Here is a 16,330-nt window from a genome sequence, read left to right on the forward strand (position 1 = left end):
ACGTTCGCCGCTCCCATGCGACACATGTTCATCCACCATTCAGCTAACCCCAGCTGATATCGGCCGATCTCGCCTCGCGTTCTCACCGGGACTTCCTCGTGACATCAATGGTGGCTTGGCGCCGCTTCGTCTTCGCGCTTCCGTTGCTGGCGTTGCCGCTGGCCGGCGCGAGCGTGGCGCTCGCATCCGATGCAATCGAGCTTGCGCAGGCCCAGCCCCAGGCGCAGCCAAATCCCGCCCCCTCCCCGACGCCGTCGGCTTCACCTGCGCCCGCCACGGACGCGCAACCCGCCGCCGTCGAGCCCATCGGCAACGTCGCGACCGTGACGGGGATCGCGACCGTGGTCCGCGACAGGAACTCGTATCCGCTGCGCGTGCGCGACGACATCTATCTCAACGACGTCGTGCAGACCTCGTCGAACTCCTCGCTCGGCATCACCTTCAACGACGCCACCACGTTCAACCTCTCCGCCAGCGCGAAGATCACCATCGACAATTACGTCTATGAGGACGGCGGCAAGCAAAATTCGGCGATCTTCGACATCGGCAAGGGCACCGTTGCCTTCGTCGCGGCAGCCGTGGCGAAGACCGGCGACATGAAGATCGCAACGCCGACCGCAACGCTCGGCATTCGCGGCACCACCGGCGTCGTCGACGTTCCCGAAGGCGCGGCGGCCAGTGCTGCGAACAACGTCAACATCAAGCTCTATCCCGACGCCGACGGCCGGGTCGGCCACATCGAGGTCAACGATCGCACCAGCGGCACGCGACTCGGCGCGCTGACGCAGGCCGCAAGCGGTTTTGCGATCCGCCCGGGCGCCGGAGGCACAGGCGGCATGCGCTTTGCCGCCGTGCCGATCACGATCGCTCCGCAGCAGATCGCGCGCGACCGCGGCTTCGTCAGCCAGGTGCATCTGGCGCAGACCACGGGCCGGCAGATCGTCACCGAGCAGCGCGACTTCCGCCGCGCCAATCCGGCCGCGATCAGCCGCATTCCGCGGCCGAGCCAGCCTCCGCAGCAGCAGCAATTGCGGCCGACGACAGCGCCCGGCCAGCAGCCGCAGCGCCCGAACGGCCAGCCCGGCCAGAACAACCGTCCGGGCCAGCAGCAGCCGGGCACGCCGGGCCGCCAGGGCGCGCAGCCGCCGCAGCGGCAAGGACAAGGCGGCGCCGTGCAGCCGGGTACGCCGCGCGCGGGCCAGGGTCAGCAGCAGCAAGGCCAGCAACGACAGGGCCAGCAGCAACCAGGTCAGCAGCAAGGTGCGGGACAGCCGGCAGGTGCGCCGCGTACTGGACAAGGCACGCAGCCCGGCGGCGCGCTGCAGACGCAGCCGCAGCGAAACGGACAGACCCCGGCGCAGCCCGGCGGAGTCGTACCGTCGCAGCCGGGCACGGCGCCGCAGCCGCAAACGCCGCGCACCGGATTGCAGCCGGGCCAGCCGCCCGCGGCTCAGCAGCCAGGCGGCATCCAGCGCCAGGGCGGATTCCAGCAGCGCCTCCCCGCCGCGCAACGTCCCGCAGCACCGCGCAGACCGGCGCCCGCTCCGAAGGAGAAGAAAGAGCGGCGGTAAAGTCCAGCGTGCGTCGACGCGCTCGGTGCGCGCTCCTCACCATGAGGGTCGACGTCGAGCGCGTTCAGCCTCCTCCGTCATTGCGAGCGCAGCGAAGCAATCCAGCGTCCCTCCGCGGAAAGATTCTGGATTGCTTCGCTGCGCTCGCAATGACGATCTCGAGAGAGCTCGCGCGATCCAACCACGCTAACTCGCGGAGACATCCACACCCGCAAGCAGGGCGCGATGACAACTCACGCCTCGCCGCGCAGCCAAGCCTTCACCTTCTGCAACAGGCCATGACGCAGTTCGTCGACTGAGGCGGCTTCAGCGGGCGTCAGGGGTTGCAAAGCTACATCGATGTCGTCGGTTGCTGGCGCCGGCTCGGGCACCGGCACAGGCGCCAGTCCTGCCGCTGCAAGCGCGATCGGACCGACCTGCACCAGGAACGCGCGCTCATATTCGCGCGACAGCCGCGCGAGCGCATCCTCCAGCGTCAGCCAGTCGACCGCCTTGATGTCGTTCATCAGCTTGCGAACGGGACCGCCCTCGGCCTCCATGCGCCAGAAATGCACGACCTTGGAGCGCCCTCCCGACTGGTAGACGAGCGTGCCGAGGAATTCGTGGATGGCCACATCGTGGCCGGTCTCTTCCAGCACCTCGCGGTGCGCGGCTTCCTTCGGCGTCTCGCCGTCGTCGAGCTTGCCCTTGGGCAAAACCCATTCGTTCCGCTTGCGCTGGCGCACGACCGCAACCAGCGGCGGTGCGCCACGCCGCAGCACAATACCACCCGCCGCCATCACCGGCGCCCGCGCCATCACAAGATTCCGTGTCGATCCAATCGGCCCGCCGACGATATAGGCTGCCGACGCGGCGGATTGAAGGCTAGTTCTTCTTCAACAGCGCTTGACCTGCGCGAATACGGGTGCCCTCGCCGATGCCGTCGCAGAAGTTGAAATCGCCGGGCGCCAGAATGATGATGGTGGAGCCGTGCTCGAACCAGCCGAGCTCCTCGCCCTTGGTCACGTTGACGTCGCAGGGGAAATTGACCGGGCCGCGAGTCTGCGCGTTCAGCACCATGTCGAGGAAGTGCAGGCGGATGCTCGCGACCAGGATCGCGGCGACCGGCACCAGCGTCACGGCTTCGCCGGTCGACAAATGCGTGCGGATTACCGCGCGCTCGTTCTTGCAGAACAGACGCTCGACCCGCTTCAGCGCGATCGGGTTGACGTTCCAGACGTCGCCATGGATCAGCGTGACGCGTTCGATATGCGCATCATATGGCGCGTGGAAGCGGTGATACATGCTCGAGGTCAGCCGCAGCGTGACGAAGCTTCCGTTACGGTGCTGGTCGACCAGCGCGGAATCACCGAGCAGGTCGAGCAGCGAATAGGGCGCGCCCTTGACCTGGAACAGCTCGGTGTCGGCGATCCGGCCATGGGCGCCGACGATGCCGTCCGAGGGGCTGGCGACAATGGAAGGATCGGGATCAAAGGGCCGCAGCCCCGGCTTGAGCTCCCGGGTGAAGCAGTCGTGCAGGCTCTTGAAGTGCGTCTTGCGCGCCTCCGACAGATCGAGGTCGGAGAACAGCTTCCACAGCGCGATCGAGAAGTCCCGGACCAGGGGATTCTCGATCTTGGAGAACCGGCCCATGAAGCGGGTCAGGGCCGCGCGGGGGATGCGGTTGGTCAACAGGAAGTTGAGGTCTTCCTGCTGGGTGAAAGAGGCGATGAGGGCTTTGACTGTCATGAATCTGTCAGCTCGCAGTATTAGCGCTTGTTGTCATGGAAACGACACTCCCGATTCTCTCATTTTCCGTGGCCGCCGCAGCGTCCGCTGCCGCCGCCTTCCCGAAGCTCAAGGCGCGGATCGAACTGTCCCGCGCCAAGCACCGGTCGCTCGCCGGTCACTCCAAGATGTCGCGCCGGGTGGCCAAGCTGCTTCCGTTCTACGAGTTCGAAGGTGACAAGTATTTCGGCTGCGACGGCGCGCCTGATAACGTGGTGAAGCAGCGCAAGGACGCCTTCTTCCGCCTCGCCGGCCTCTACGCCGAGCGCTACCCTAGGGGTCGCGCGATGACGAAGGAAGCCGCGGAAAAGATCTCCGACCTGCACTTCACCGAGACCTACCGCGTGCCGTTCCAGTTCTCGCGCCTCGTCCGCGAGCATCTGGGCACCTCGTCCTTCATGGAATCGTCCAGCGGCGTCACCGTCACGGATGTCGACGGCAACACCTCCTACGACCTCACCGGGTCCTACGGCGTCAACATCTTCGGCAACGACTTCTACAAGGAGTGCATCGAGGGCTCGGAGAAGCGGGCGCACGCGCTCGGTCCGGTGCTCGGGCCCTACCACCCCGTCATCCTCGAGAACGTGCAGCGGCTCTGCCAGATCTCGGGCCTCGACGAAGTCTCGTTCCACATGTCCGGCACCGAGGCCGTCATGCAGGCGGTGCGGCTGGCGCGCTACCACACCAAGCGCACGCATCTGGTCCGTTTCGCCGGCGCCTATCACGGCTGGTGGGGCGACGTGCAGCCCGGCGTCGGCAACCCCATTCCCGCGCACGAGACCTACACTCTCGCCGAGATGTCGGAGAAGACGCTGCACGTGCTGCGCACGCGCAAGGACATCGCCTGCGTGCTGGTCAATCCGTTGCAGGGCCTGCATCCGAACGGCAACGCGCCCGGCGATTCCTCGCTGGTCGATTCCTCCCGCGGCGGCAACTTTGACCGCGCGGCGTATACCGAGTGGCTGAAGAAGCTGCGCGAAGTCTGCACCGAGCGCGGCATCGCGCTGATCTTCGACGAGGTCTTCGTCGGCTTCCGTCTCGCCGCCGGAGGCGCCCAGGAGTACTTTGGCGTCAAGGCCGACATGGTGACCTACGGCAAGAGCCTTGCCGGCGGCCTGCCGGTCGGCGTCGTCTGCGGCAAGAAGGAATTGATGCGCCGCTTCCGCGACGATCGTCCCGCCGACATCTGCTTTGCCCGCGGCACCTTCAACTCGCATCCCTACGTCATGACGGCGATGGACGAGTTCTTGAGCCGGCTTGCCAGCCCGAACTTCCGCGCCATCTACGACGGCCTGGACACGACCTGGAACGGCCGCGTCCAGAAGCTCAACCAGATGATGACGGACGCCAAGCTGCCGGTGCAGTTTGCGAACTTCTCGTCGATCTGGACGGTGAAATACACCACCCCGTCCCGCTACAACTGGATGCTGCAATATTACCTGCGCGCCGAAGGCCTGTCGCTGAGCTGGGTCGGCACCGGCCGACTGATCTTCAGCCTGAACTACACCGACGCCGATTTCACTGAGGTCGCCGAGCGCTTCGTTCGCGCCGCCGAGAAGATGAAAGCCGACGGCTTCTGGTGGCATGACGGCGTGCTCACCAACAAGAATATCAAGCGGCAGATTTTGAAAGAGATGCTGGCCAAGCGTTTTGGGCGCTGAGGCTTTCTCACTCTTAACCCTGATCACCGCCCGCCCTTCTCCCTCGCCCCGCCCTTGTCCGCCAAAGCCTTGGCGAAGGAGGATGCGGGGCCGCGACGAGCTACGCTCGCGCTGAGAGGGTCGGGGTGAGGGGGACTCTCCGCGCGCGCGGTGAGAATTAGCGAACGATCCGGAAGCAGCACCCCCGCGGAGAGCCCCCCTCACCCGGCTTTGCGCTACGCGCAAAGCCGACCTCTCCCCGCAAGCGGGGCGAGCTGAAGAGAGCGCTGGGCTCCGCTGAGTCACTTTAAAGGTATCCCCAAGACGTGGATGCCCGGCACGAGGCCGGGCATGACGTAACCATCAGACATCGGAGTGTTGTGTGAGAACAGCGCGCTCAGGCGTGCTGCTCTTCGAGCGTGGGCTCGGAGATGAGGCCCAGCGTGTGCTCGGGGTTGAGATGCAGGCCGGGATCCATCAGCTCGCCGCGCATCAGGGCGAGCGGCGCGCTACGATAGAGCATCAGGTCGTGGAAGGGATCGGTCAGGATCTTGGTCATCCAGACGAGGCCGGTCTCGACATCGCGGATGAAGAACAGGTGCACGGTGCGGAACAACAGACCGCCGCCGCCGATCACCAGCCAGATCTTGGCGACCTGCCGCATGAAATCGGTCGCGCTCGCCCAGGGCGTGAACAGGCCGAACAGCGTCGGATCGACAACCAGCACCAGCGGCGACAGCGCCCAGATCGCCATCAGCACCACTTTGCGCTGAAGGTTGTAGCCGACCTTGATGTCTTCCTTGTACTCGTGCGTCGCCTGGTTGATGTGGTCGTAATCGTGCGGCTCGAAGAAGAAGTGACCAGCCTGGCGCGAGGTCATCGAGACCAGCCAGCCGACCAGCGCCGAGATCATGGGATCGACGAACAGCCAGACATAGGCGAAGAGAAAGCTCAGCGCGCTGACGAAGTGCAGGCTCTGATTGATGCGGCTGTGGTGATAGTAGCGATGGTCGTCCCAGCGCTGGATCCGCAGCTGCTCGAGATAATTCTTGATCATGCTCTCCCCCAAAATGCTTTCGGGTTCAGGATTTACAGGGATTCGATGTAGGCCGTGTGACATCATCATTTTGTCATGTGACGATGTGCAGCGGCGCGATGACGCACGTGTTACTCTCTCCCCTCATCCTGAGGAGCGCGGAACGCGCGTCTCGAAGGATGAAGGCCGAGCTGCATCAGCACGGGCCTTCATGGTTCGAGACGGCGCTTACGCGCCTCCTCACCATGAGGAGTGACGGTCAGGCTGCCTTGGCGACGTCGACCTTGCGGAAGCGCACCAGCGAGAAATGGCCGAGCGGCGGAATCAGGCGGCGCTCGGCGAGCTCGATGCCCTTGGCACCGGAGAGCCACTTCGCATAACGCGACCAGGCGAACTCGGCGGTGCGGAAGCCGAGCGGACGCACCACCGGCTGGAGCTTCTGCTCGATGAAGCGGCGCATGCCGGTGTCGGCGCTGACGCGGGTGAGGATGATCAGCTCGCCGCCCGGGCGCAGCACGCGGGCGAATTCGTCGAGCGCCACTTCCGGGTTCGGCACGGCGGTGACGACATATTGCGCCATCACGACGTCGAAGGAATTGTCGGGGAATTCGAGCTTCTCGGCGTCCATCACCGCGAGGCCCTCGACATTCTTCAGATTGCCCTCGGTGACGCGCTGGCGCGCCTTGTCGAGCATCGCTTCCGAAATGTCGGTGCCGAAGATGCGCAGATGCGGCGCGTAGAGCGGCAGCGAGATGCCGGTGCCGACGCCGACCTCGAGCACACGGCCCCCGATCTTGTTGGTGGCCGCGATCGCGGCCTGCCGGCCCTTGGCGAACACGCCGCCGAACACGAGATCGTAGACGGGCGCCCAGCGGTCATAGGCCTGCTCAACCGTGCCACGGGTGAGGTCGAGCTGCTGGGTGCCGTCAAGGTTCATGATCTTAGCCATCGATGAGGTTCTCGCTGTGGGTCAAACGTTGCAGATCAGCCGCGCACCGGCCGCCGCGCCATGACCGGCGAGGCGCGCAGGATGCGGCTGGGCTGAAGTGAGGTGAGATTTCCGACGAACTGACGCGCGCTGTTTTCCCAGGAACGCTCCAGCGCGAAGTTGCGGCAGGTCTCGCGCGACATGGTGAGAGCGCGCAGGCACGCGGTACGCAGATCATGGTCGATCGCGCCGATCGGATGATCGGCGATGACGTCCTTGGGGCCCGTCACCGGAAACGCCGCCACCGGCGTGCCGCAGGCGAGCGCCTCGAGCTGCACCACGCCGAACGTGTCGGTCAGGCTCGGGAAGACGAAGACATCGGCGGCGGCGAGATGCGCGGTCAGATCCGCGCCCTTCTTCTCGCCGAGGAAGACGGCATCCGGATATTTCTTTTCGAGCGCCGCCTTCTGCGGGCCGTCGCCGACGACGACCTTGGTGCCAGGTAGGTCGAGCGAGAGGAACGCTTCGAGGTTCTTCTCCACGGCGACGCGGCCCATGGTCATGAAGATCGGGCCCGGCAAATCGAGCTTGGCCGGGCTGTCTGGATGAAACAGCTCGGTGTTGACGCCGCGCGTCCAGAAGCCGAGCCGCTTGAAGCCACGTTCGGAGAGCTCCTGCCGCAGCGAAGGCGTCGCCACCATGGTCATCGCGGCGGCGTCGTGGAAGTGGCGCAGCACGGCGTAGCCGACGGCATCAGGGATACCGGTCCGCACCGAGACGTATTCGGGAAAGCGCGTCGTGTAGGAGGTGGTGAAGGCAAGGCGGTTGCGGCGGCAATAGGCGCGCGCGGCCCAGCCGATCGGTCCCTCGGTCGCGATGTGCAGCGCTTCCGGCGCGGCCTTCTCGATCCGCCGCGCGATCTCCTTGCCGCTCGGCAGCGCGATGCGCAGGCCCGGATAGGTTGGCAGCGGCCAGGACCGAAAGCCGTCAGGGGTGAGGAAGTCGATCTCGACGTCGAGCGCCTTGGCCGCGTTCGCCAGCGAGGTCAGCGTCCGGACCACACCGTTAACCTGCGGATGCCAGGCGTCAGTCGCGATTAATACCCGCATGGGGAAATCCCGAGAGTTTGATGATTCTCGGCTTAGGACCATCAACCACGGATATTTCAGGCGTGTGACGTCACAGAAGTGTCGGCCCGCTGTTTTGTTGGTTAACGGGTCCGCGCCGCCACGAAACCGTCATGAAACAAATCCTTTCCACCATGAAACCGTTTTCGGTTTTCCGCGCAAAGCTCCCGAAACGTTTTGTCGTTAGTGATTTGGGCAACGGAGCACCGAAACGGTGCCGCGGTGGTCAAGAAACACCGATCAAACAGGGGCGATCAATGATCAATCTGGACACGTTCAAGACGTATTCGCGCGCCGTTGCGCTCAGCGCCGTCGCGATCTCCGCAATCGCATTTGCCGGTCCGGCCAAGGCTGCGCCCGTGCAGCTCTTCCCGTTCTTCCAGCCGCTGCCGCCGATGGTGGCGCCGCAGCCGTACCAGCCCTATCAGGCGACGCCTTACCAGGCCGCGCCGTCCGACGATCAGGATGCGGTCGAGATGCCGGCCCGCTTCCGCCGCCAGACGGTTTCCTACGCGACGCGCGAGGCGCCGGGCACCATCATCATCGATACGCCCAACACCTATCTCTATTACGTGCTCGGCAACGGCCAGGCCGTTCGCTACGGCATCGGCGTCGGCCGCGACGGCTTCACCTGGTCCGGTGTCCAGTCGGTGACCAAGAAGGCCGAATGGCCGGATTGGACCCCGCCGCCGGAAATGATCGCCCGCCAGCCCTATCTGCCGCGCCACATGGCCGGCGGCCCCGGCAATCCGCTCGGCGCCCGCGCCATGTATCTCGGCGGCACCATCTACCGCATCCACGGCACCAACGCCCCCGACACGATCGGCAAGCACGTCTCGTCCGGCTGCATCCGCCTGACCAACGACGACGTCACCGACCTCTACTCCCGCGTCAACGTCGGCACCAAGGTGATCGTGCTGCCGATGACGGAACGCCGCGCGGACCTTGGCGCCGCGACGCGCTAACGCGACAGGACATTGTGACGCAAACGGTCCCGGAACCCACCGGGGCCGTTTTCGTTTGCATCATGCTCTCCGGGCGGCTTCGCTGGAGAAGCACTGTTCGGAGGCGCGGATGCGATCACGCCTGCAAATGTCGCCAGGTCCATGGCTGCGCTCGATCGCTGGTGCCGGCGCATTGACGCTGCTCCTGTCTGCGCCCTCGTCGCTCGCCCAGCAGCCGGCGAACGACGAGGCGGCCCAGCAGGCTTTCAACAATTCCTGTCGCACCTGCCACTCGGTGAAGGATGGCGACAATCGCCTCGGCCCCAACCTCAACAAGATCGTGGGACGCAAGGCCGGCTCGCTGCCGAACTACAACTACTCCCCGTCGATGAAGGACGCCGGCTTCGTCTGGGACCAGGACAAGCTCACCCGCTTCCTGGTCAAGCCGGATGAGGTCGTGTCCGGCAACAAGATGCAGCCATATGGCGGCGTCTCGGCTGACGAAGCGGCCAAGGTGGTTGCTTATCTGCAGGCGACGTCGGGTTCACAGTAGCGGGCCACGGTGCACCGCTGCATTTTGGTTTGCGATGCGATTGTGGCGCATCCTTCGAGACGCCCGCCTCCGGCGGGCTCCTCAGGATGAGGGCGGAGTGCGTGGCCGCAAATCTGTCCACAGTGCTTGCACCACGTCACGGATGCCAGTTAGCCTCATCCTGAGGAGACCGCGAAGCGGTCGTCTCGAAGGATGGGGCGGGCACGATTACAGAAGGCGCGTACCTCTACATTCTCAGATGCGTCGACGGCAGCTATTACATCGGCACGACGCGCACCGAGCTTGAGGTCAGAATCGCGCAGCACAACGCTGGCACGTTCGGCGGCTATACGAAGTCACGCAGGCCCGTGACCCTGGTCTTCTCGCAATGGTTCGACCGGATTACCGACGCGATCGAATGCGAGCGCAAGCTCAAGAAATGGAGCCGCGCCAAGAAGGAAGCCTTCATGCGCGGAGATTTTGCCGAGCTGCATGAATTGGCGAAGCGCGGATCTCATCATCCTTCGAGACGCCCGCCTCCGGCGGGCTCCTCAGGATGAGGGCGGAGTGCGCAGCTCGAGGTTTTCGTCGAAGGACCCGCGCGAACCTACGAGTGCTGGTTAGCCTCATCCTGAGGAGCGCGCTCTTGCGCGCGTCTCGAAGGACGAGGCGTTCACACCGGCGGAAGCCGCTTACCGCGCCCTCCGCCGCTCCGAGATCAACCTCAGCCATGCCGCTGAATGAATCGCGCTCATCAGCAGATACATCGGCACCATCCCACTCAGCACGGAGCCGTACCCGGCGGCACACAGCATGTCCGCCGGGCCGCCGAGCACGGCCGTCAACACGGCCATGATCGCGAAGGTCGGCGTCGCCGCCAGAGCCAGCCATCTGGCGAGGTGGCGTGCGGCCACCACGCCGTCGCGGCTCGCGCCGGTGGCCACGTTGGCGGGACTAGTCACGGCCTTCCGCGGCCTCGTCGCGAAAGGCCTTCTCGCCGGCCGTCGAGATCTCGACCCACTTCTTGTCCGGCGCAGCGCCTTCCGCGTAGCTGTCGTGCCAGTTCCACCATTTGTAGGTCGGCGTCTGCGGATAGCCCTTTGGCGAGTCCTCCCAGACCTCCTGGCGGCCGAGCGGCGTGATGTCGAGATAGTTCCAGGTGCCGCCCATCTGCTCGTCGCCGCGGCTCTTGATGAAGTAGGTGCGGAAGATGCGGTCGCCGTCGCGGTAGAACACGTTGGTGCCGTGCCATTCGTCGACGCCGAAATCTGCATCGAAACTGTCGGTGACGGTGACCCAGGGCATGGTCCAGCCCATCCGCTGCTTCAGCCTGATGATGTCGGCCTGGGGCGCGCGCGAGGCGAACACGAGCGTGGTGTCGCGGGCGTTCAGATGCGAGACATGGGCGACCTGGTCGGCCACCATGGAGCAGCCCCGGCAGGCTTGATCGGGCCAGCCGAACACGCCCGGCTCGAAGAAGGCCCGGTAGACGATCAGTTGCCGCCGGCCCTGGAACAGATCCACCAGACTGATCTTGCCGCGGGGCCCCTCGAACGCATAGGTTTTGGTGACTTCCATCCACGGCATGCGCCGGCGCTCGGCGGCGAGGGCGTCGCGGGCACGGGTATGCGCCTTTTCCTTCACGAGCAGTTGCTGACGGGCGGCCTCCCAGTCCTGCGGCGACACCACCGGCGGTGTTTGCATGGCGGCCTGTCCGTTAGTCCCTGCGTTGTCTGCTGATGTCATCATGGCTCTCCATTCCTCTTGTCCGGGCGGTCATTCCGCGTCGCGCTATGACAGACGCGGAACCGCTCGCCCCTCGCCGCACATTGTCGGCCGTCAACGATTTCTGGCACCAAGCGGTTGCGCGGTGGGAGTAACAAGTGTGGCGGGATTTGAATGGAGTCGCTGATCACGGCCGCCGCGCGCGCGTTAGCGGCCGGCGATCCGCTCGGCGCGCTGAACCGCGTTGCGCTGCGCAACGATGCACCGTCGCTGGCGCTACGCGGCATCGCGATGGCGCAGCTCGGCGATCTCGCGAAAGCGAAGACGCTGCTGCGGAGCGCCGCGCGCGCGTTCGGTCCAAGAGAGGCGGTGGCGCGTGCGAGATGCGTGGTGGCCGAAGCCGAGATCGCGCTCGTCTCGCGCGACCTGAGCTGGCCGGTGAAGACGCTCGCCGCGGCCCGCGCGACGCTCGAACAGCACGGCGATCTCGCCAATGCAGCCCATGCGGGCCACATCGAGGCGCGCCGCCTTCTCCTCGTCGGGCAGCTCGACGAAGCCGAGCGCACGCTGGCCGAGCTCAGCCCCTCCCCGCTCCCGCCTGCATCGCAAGTCGTCCTCGAGCTCGTGGTCGCCGGCATCGCCATCAGACGATTGAGAGCGAAAGATGCGCGCGCAGCGCTCAACCGCGCCGCTCTCGCAGCGCGGCAGGCGAAGATCCCGGCGCTCGTGGCCGAGGTCGACAGCGCGAACCTCATCCTCGACACGCCGGCGGCGCGCCTGATCGCGCGCGGCAGCGAGCACCCGTTGCTGCTCGGGGAGGTCGAGAGACTGGCGACCTCGACGGCGCTCGTCGTGGACACCTTTCATCATGCCCTGCGCAGGCAAGGCCGCGTCGTATCGCTCGGCACACGGCCGGTGCTGTTCGCGCTCGCCCGCCTCCTGGCGCAGGCATGGCCCGCGGACGTCTCGCGAGAGGCGCTGATATCAGGCGCGTTCCGGGCGAAGCACGCCGACGAATCGCATCGCGCGCGGTTGCGCGTGGAGATCGGGCGGCTCCGCACCCAGCTCAAGCCGCTGGCCGACATCAGCGCGACGAAGCAGGGCTTTGTGCTGGCGCCGCGCAAGACGCGCGACGTCCTCGTGCTGGCACGTCCCGTCGAGGAGAAGCACGCCGCGGTGCTCGCCGTCCTCTCCGACGGCGAGCCCTGGTCGAGCTCGGCGCTCGCGCTGGCGCTGGGAACAAGCGCCCGCACGGTGCAGCGGGCCCTCGACGAGTTGGCGCGGTCGAACAAGGTGCAATCGTTCGGACACGGCCGGGCACGGCGCTGGATGACCCCGCCCGTCCCGGGTTTCCCGACAGGCTTGTTACTCCCCGGACCGCTCCTGAAGGCGTAAATTAGATCAATCACAGGGATCAAGCACATGAAGCGTTCAGCCGCCGAGATCGTCAGGGAGTACGGACCTTTTGCGGGTGTCGAGGCCGTGCATGGCGTCACCTATGACGGCACCCATGTCTGGTTCGCATCCGGCGACAAGCTGAATGCGGTCGATCCGGCCAACGGCAGGATCGCACGCTCCATCGATGTCGCCGCGCATGCGGGGACGGCGTTCGACGGCCGGCACCTGTTCCAGATCGCCGAGGATCGCATCCAGAAGATCGACGCCGCGACCGGCAAGGTGATCAGCACGATTCCGGCCCCGGGCGGCGGCGGCGATTCCGGATTGGCCTGGGCGGAGGGCTCGCTGTGGGTCGGTCAGTATCGCGAGCGCAAGATCCATCAGGTCGATCCGGAGACGGGAAAGATCCTCCGCACCATCGAAAGCAAGCGCTTTGTGACCGGCGTCACCTGGGTCGACGGCGAGCTCTGGCATGGCACCTGGGAGGGCGAGGAAAGCGATTTGCGGCGGATCGATCCCGAGACCGGCAAGGTGCTGGAGCAGCTCGACCTGCCCGCCGGGACGATGGTGTCAGGATTGGAGTCCGACGGCGGCGACCGCTTCTTCTGCGGCGGTGGCGATCGCGGCAATGTGAGGGCGGTTCGCCGCCCGAGGCGCAGCTAGGTGCGCGATGACGGATGCGCGGCACCGATGCTGCCGCAACCGTTAATCTGTTCGCCCCAATTCCACCCCACCGGTGCGCTCTAGCGCCCCTGTCGCCTGCCCTGTAGACTTCCGGCCCTGGGTGGCTTGGGGGATTGATGCGACTGACGCTGAACTTGAAGACTGTTCTGATCGCCGTGGCGGTGCTCGCGGCGTCGTTTTTCGTCAGCCTGAAGGCGATGGACTGGCTGTCGCCGCGCGCGGCGACGACTGCGCCGCCGGTCGCGCAATTGCCGCCGCTGCCGCCGGTAGCGAAGAGCTCGATCGTGGTGGCGCCGGTTGCGATCGCGATATCGGCGATCCGCGAACAGGCCGAGAAAGCCGCGCCGCGCAATTTCGCCGGCAAGGCCGATAATCCAATCTCGCAGATCCTGGAGAATGCCGACATCGGCTGGTCCGCGGTGCGCGGCCCGATGGCGGCTGCCGGCGACAAGGACGTGCTGACGATCTCGACGCCGCTCAACGGCAAGCTCAACGTGACGGGCTCGCTGTCGTCGAAAGCCACCGGCGCCCTCGGCGACGCGCTCGGCAGCGTGCTCGGCGGCGACGCAGCGAAACGGATCGGCGCGGTCAACATCAAGAATTTGAACGCCAGCGCCGAGATCAAGGGCAACGTGGTCGTCACCTCGCGCCCGAAGCTCGCGGCCAACTGGCATCTCGAGCCAAATCTCGGCGCCCAGGTCAATCTCGGCGACACCAACCTCAACGTCTCCGGCGCCAAGGTCAACGTGCCGGCGCAGGTGAAGCCGCTGATCGACAAGAATGTCGGCGACCAGATCAACATCGTCTCCGAGCGCATCCGCAACGATCCCTCGCTGCGCGACAATGCGAAGCTGCAATGGGCCAAGGCCTGCCGCTCGATCCCGCTGCAGGGCTCGGGCTCCTCGGCCGCGCTGCCGCCGCTCTGGCTCGAGATGAAACCGACCCGTGCCATCGCGGCGCAGCCGCGCGTCGACGCGCAGAACGTGACGCTGCTGCTCGGCCTCGAGCTCGAGACGCGCGTGACCTCGACGTCGACCAAGCCGGACTGTCCCTTCCCCGACAAGATCTCGATCGTGCCCCCGACCGGCACCGGCGTGAACATCGGCGTGCCGATCGACGTGCCCTTCACCGAGATCAACAAGCTGATCGCGGCGCAGATGGTCGGCCACACCTATCCCGAGGACGGCTCCGGTCCGGTCGACGTCACCGTGAAAGGCGTCAACGTGGTGCCGTCGGGCGATCGTCTCCTGATCTCGCTGCTGGTGCGCGCCAAGGAAAAGAAGAGCTGGCTCGGTCTCGGCGCCGAAGCGACCGTGCACATCTGGGGCCGGCCGATGCTCGACCAGGCGCAGCAGACGCTGCGGCTCGCCGACATCCAGCTCGCGGTGGAATCCGAGGCCGCCTTCGGCCTGCTCGGCGCGGCCGCACGCGCGGTGGTGCCGCAGATGCAGCAGGCGCTGGTGCAGAAGGCAACGCTCGACCTGAAGCCGATCGCCGCCAACGCACGCGAGAAGATCGCGGCCGCGATCGCCGACTACCAGAAGAGCGAGGATGGCCTCAAGGTCGACGCCAGGATCGACAGCCTGACCCTCGCCGACATCGCCTTCGATTCCAAGACGCTGCGCATCGTCGCGGAAGCCGGCGGCTCGCTGAACGTCTACGTGACGAAGCTGTCGGGGATGTAGCGCGTCTTCACTCGCCGGACCCGCGCGCGTCGCTTGCGCCGCTGGCATTCTCGTCGGAGGATGCTAAGCTGTTTCCCGCAACCTCGAACGAGGTGCTGACAGCACTGCAGGGGACAACGCGAGGACAACATGGAAGCCGGCATGGTCACGCCTGCGCCGGCGCTGGTGCGTTTTTCCGGCATTCAGAAGACCTACGATGGCGAGCACCTCGTGGTGAAGAACCTCGATCTCGAAATCAGGAAGGGCGAGTTCATCACCCTGCTCGGCCCGTCGGGCTCGGGCAAGACGACCACGCTGATGATGCTGGCCGGCTTCGAGGTTCCAACCCATGGCGAAATCTACCTCGCGGAACGGCCGATCAAGAACGTGCCGCCGCATAAGCGCGACATCGGCATGGTGTTCCAGAACTATGCCTTGTTCCCGCACCTGACGATCGCGGAGAACATCGCCTTCCCGCTATCCGTTCGCAACACGGCCAAGGCCGAGGCGCAGGAACGCGTCAACGCGGCGTTGCGCATGATCAAGATGGAAACCCTGGCGCACCGGCGGCCCGGGCAGCTGTCCGGCGGTCAACAGCAGCGCGTGGCGCTGGCCCGCGCACTGGTTTTCAATCCGCAGCTCGTGCTGATGGACGAGCCCCTGGGCGCCCTCGACAAGCGCCTGCGGGAGCAGATGCAAATGGAGATCAAGCAGCTGCACGAGACGATGGGCATCACCGTCGTCTACGTCACCCACGATCAGAGCGAAGCGCTCACCATGTCGGATCGCATCGCCGTGTTCAACGACGGCATCGTGCAGCAGATCGACCGGCCCGACGCGCTGTATGAGCATCCGGTGAACAGCTTCGTCGCTCACTTCATCGGTGAGAACAACGTGCTGTCCGGCACCGTCGAGACGGTCGAGAAGGACTATTGCCGCGTCACGCTGGCTGGTGGCGGCGCCGTGACCGCACGGGCGGTCAACGTATCGGGCGCGGGCGCATCGACCTCCCTGTCGGTGCGGCCGGAGCGGATCGTCATCATCCCGGACGGCACCTCCAGCGAGGGACCGAACCGACTGCCGGCCAAGGTGCAGAACACCATCTATCTCGGCGACCACGCACTGGCCGTGCTCGATGTCGCCGGCAATGGGGAGTTCATGGTCAAGCTTCAGCCGGGGGCGCATGACGGATTGAGACATGGCAATCTAAGATCTGGTGAAAGCGTATTCATCACCTTCCGTCCCGAGGACTGCCTGGCCCTCGATCCCGTCTGATCCGGACCGGCATCGATCAACCTCAACGCAACGCAGATG

The 16,330-nt window shown here is 65.7% G+C and carries 16 protein-coding genes; 9 read left to right on the forward strand and 7 right to left on the reverse strand.

Annotated features, from left to right (window positions below; translation table 11 throughout):
* Positions 1-107: 107 nt before the first annotated feature.
* Positions 108-1,571: a FecR domain-containing protein gene (locus tag ABIA90_RS21210; RefSeq protein WP_354119561.1), complete on the forward strand. Its 1,464-nt coding sequence runs from the start codon at positions 108-110 to the stop codon at positions 1,569-1,571.
* Between the two features lie 233 nt (positions 1,572-1,804).
* Here ABIA90_RS21210 and ABIA90_RS21215 read toward each other — a convergent pair whose 3' ends face one another.
* Positions 1,805-2,368 carry an NUDIX hydrolase gene (locus tag ABIA90_RS21215; RefSeq protein ID WP_354119499.1) on the reverse strand — a complete coding sequence of 188 codons (564 nt, stop codon included), beginning with the start codon at positions 2,366-2,368 and terminating at the stop codon, positions 1,805-1,807.
* Positions 2,369-2,435: 67 nt separating this feature from the next.
* Positions 2,436-3,299, reverse strand: a complete 864-nt coding sequence (gene asd / locus ABIA90_RS21220; protein WP_028153179.1) for an archaetidylserine decarboxylase — start codon at positions 3,297-3,299, stop codon at positions 2,436-2,438.
* A 35-nt stretch (positions 3,300-3,334) separates the two neighbouring features.
* On the opposite strand from asd, the gene ABIA90_RS21225 reads away from it, so the two are divergent.
* Positions 3,335-4,999, forward strand: a complete 1,665-nt coding sequence (locus tag ABIA90_RS21225) for an aminotransferase class III-fold pyridoxal phosphate-dependent enzyme (protein ID WP_354119498.1) — start codon at positions 3,335-3,337, stop codon at positions 4,997-4,999.
* A gap of 376 nt (positions 5,000-5,375) precedes the next feature.
* Here the strand turns inward: ABIA90_RS21225 and ABIA90_RS21230 are convergent, their stop codons facing one another.
* The 3 genes from ABIA90_RS21230 to ABIA90_RS21240 all read right to left on the reverse strand — a co-directional run bounded on the left by ABIA90_RS21230 (position 5,376) and on the right by ABIA90_RS21240 (position 8,051).
* On the reverse strand, positions 5,376-6,035 hold the full coding sequence (locus ABIA90_RS21230; protein ID WP_014492925.1) for a hypothetical protein: 660 nt from the start codon (positions 6,033-6,035) through the stop codon (positions 5,376-5,378).
* A 238-nt stretch (positions 6,036-6,273) separates the two neighbouring features.
* Complete coding sequence (locus tag ABIA90_RS21235) at positions 6,274-6,963, reverse strand: class I SAM-dependent methyltransferase (RefSeq protein ID WP_063981512.1); 690 nt, start codon at positions 6,961-6,963, stop codon at positions 6,274-6,276.
* Between the two features lie 35 nt (positions 6,964-6,998).
* A complete protein-coding gene (locus tag ABIA90_RS21240) occupies positions 6,999-8,051 on the reverse strand; it encodes a glycosyltransferase family 4 protein (RefSeq protein WP_085405124.1) in 1,053 nt (350 codons plus the stop codon).
* 275 nt (positions 8,052-8,326) lie between these two features.
* Between ABIA90_RS21240 and ABIA90_RS21245 the strand changes: the two genes are divergently transcribed.
* The 3 genes from ABIA90_RS21245 (at position 8,327) to ABIA90_RS21255 (ending at position 10,105) form a co-directional block, all read left to right on the forward strand.
* Positions 8,327-9,034, forward strand: a complete 708-nt coding sequence (locus ABIA90_RS21245; protein WP_231143182.1) for a L,D-transpeptidase — start codon at positions 8,327-8,329, stop codon at positions 9,032-9,034.
* Positions 9,035-9,143: 109 nt separating this feature from the next.
* Positions 9,144-9,566: a c-type cytochrome gene (locus ABIA90_RS21250; protein WP_354119497.1), complete on the forward strand. Its 423-nt coding sequence runs from the start codon at positions 9,144-9,146 to the stop codon at positions 9,564-9,566.
* A gap of 260 nt (positions 9,567-9,826) precedes the next feature.
* Positions 9,827-10,105, forward strand: coding sequence for a GIY-YIG nuclease family protein (locus ABIA90_RS21255; RefSeq protein ID WP_502916704.1), 279 nt, complete (start codon positions 9,827-9,829; stop codon positions 10,103-10,105).
* A gap of 132 nt (positions 10,106-10,237) precedes the next feature.
* On the opposite strand, the gene ABIA90_RS21260 is transcribed toward ABIA90_RS21255, so the two are convergent.
* Both ABIA90_RS21260 and ABIA90_RS21265 read right to left on the reverse strand, forming a co-directional pair.
* The gene (locus ABIA90_RS21260) at positions 10,238-10,507 is read right to left on the reverse strand and encodes a hypothetical protein (protein WP_354119496.1); all 270 of its coding nucleotides are present in this window, start codon (positions 10,505-10,507) and stop codon (positions 10,238-10,240) included.
* Complete coding sequence (locus ABIA90_RS21265; RefSeq protein WP_354119495.1) at positions 10,500-11,294, reverse strand: DUF899 domain-containing protein; 795 nt, start codon at positions 11,292-11,294, stop codon at positions 10,500-10,502. Before ABIA90_RS21265 ends, ABIA90_RS21260 begins: the two co-directional genes overlap by 8 nt.
* 150 nt (positions 11,295-11,444) lie before the next feature.
* On the opposite strand from ABIA90_RS21265, the gene ABIA90_RS21270 reads away from it, so the two are divergent.
* The 4 genes from ABIA90_RS21270 (at position 11,445) to ABIA90_RS21285 (ending at position 16,291) form a co-directional block, all read left to right on the forward strand.
* Complete coding sequence (locus tag ABIA90_RS21270; RefSeq protein WP_354119494.1) at positions 11,445-12,665, forward strand: winged helix-turn-helix domain-containing protein; 1,221 nt, start codon at positions 11,445-11,447, stop codon at positions 12,663-12,665.
* A 27-nt stretch (positions 12,666-12,692) separates the two neighbouring features.
* Positions 12,693-13,331 carry a Vgb family protein gene (locus tag ABIA90_RS21275; RefSeq protein ID WP_085405315.1) on the forward strand — a complete coding sequence of 213 codons (639 nt, stop codon included), beginning with the start codon at positions 12,693-12,695 and terminating at the stop codon, positions 13,329-13,331.
* Between the two features lie 137 nt (positions 13,332-13,468).
* Positions 13,469-15,037, forward strand: a complete 1,569-nt coding sequence (locus tag ABIA90_RS21280; RefSeq protein WP_354119493.1) for a DUF4403 family protein — start codon at positions 13,469-13,471, stop codon at positions 15,035-15,037.
* Between the two features lie 129 nt (positions 15,038-15,166).
* Positions 15,167-16,291: an ABC transporter ATP-binding protein gene (locus ABIA90_RS21285; RefSeq protein WP_354119492.1), complete on the forward strand. Its 1,125-nt coding sequence runs from the start codon at positions 15,167-15,169 to the stop codon at positions 16,289-16,291.
* The last annotated feature ends 39 nt before the right edge of the window (positions 16,292-16,330 follow it).

Source organism: Bradyrhizobium sp. LA6.8, assembly GCF_040547935.1.
GTDB classification, from domain to species: domain Bacteria; phylum Pseudomonadota; class Alphaproteobacteria; order Rhizobiales; family Xanthobacteraceae; genus Bradyrhizobium; species Bradyrhizobium barranii.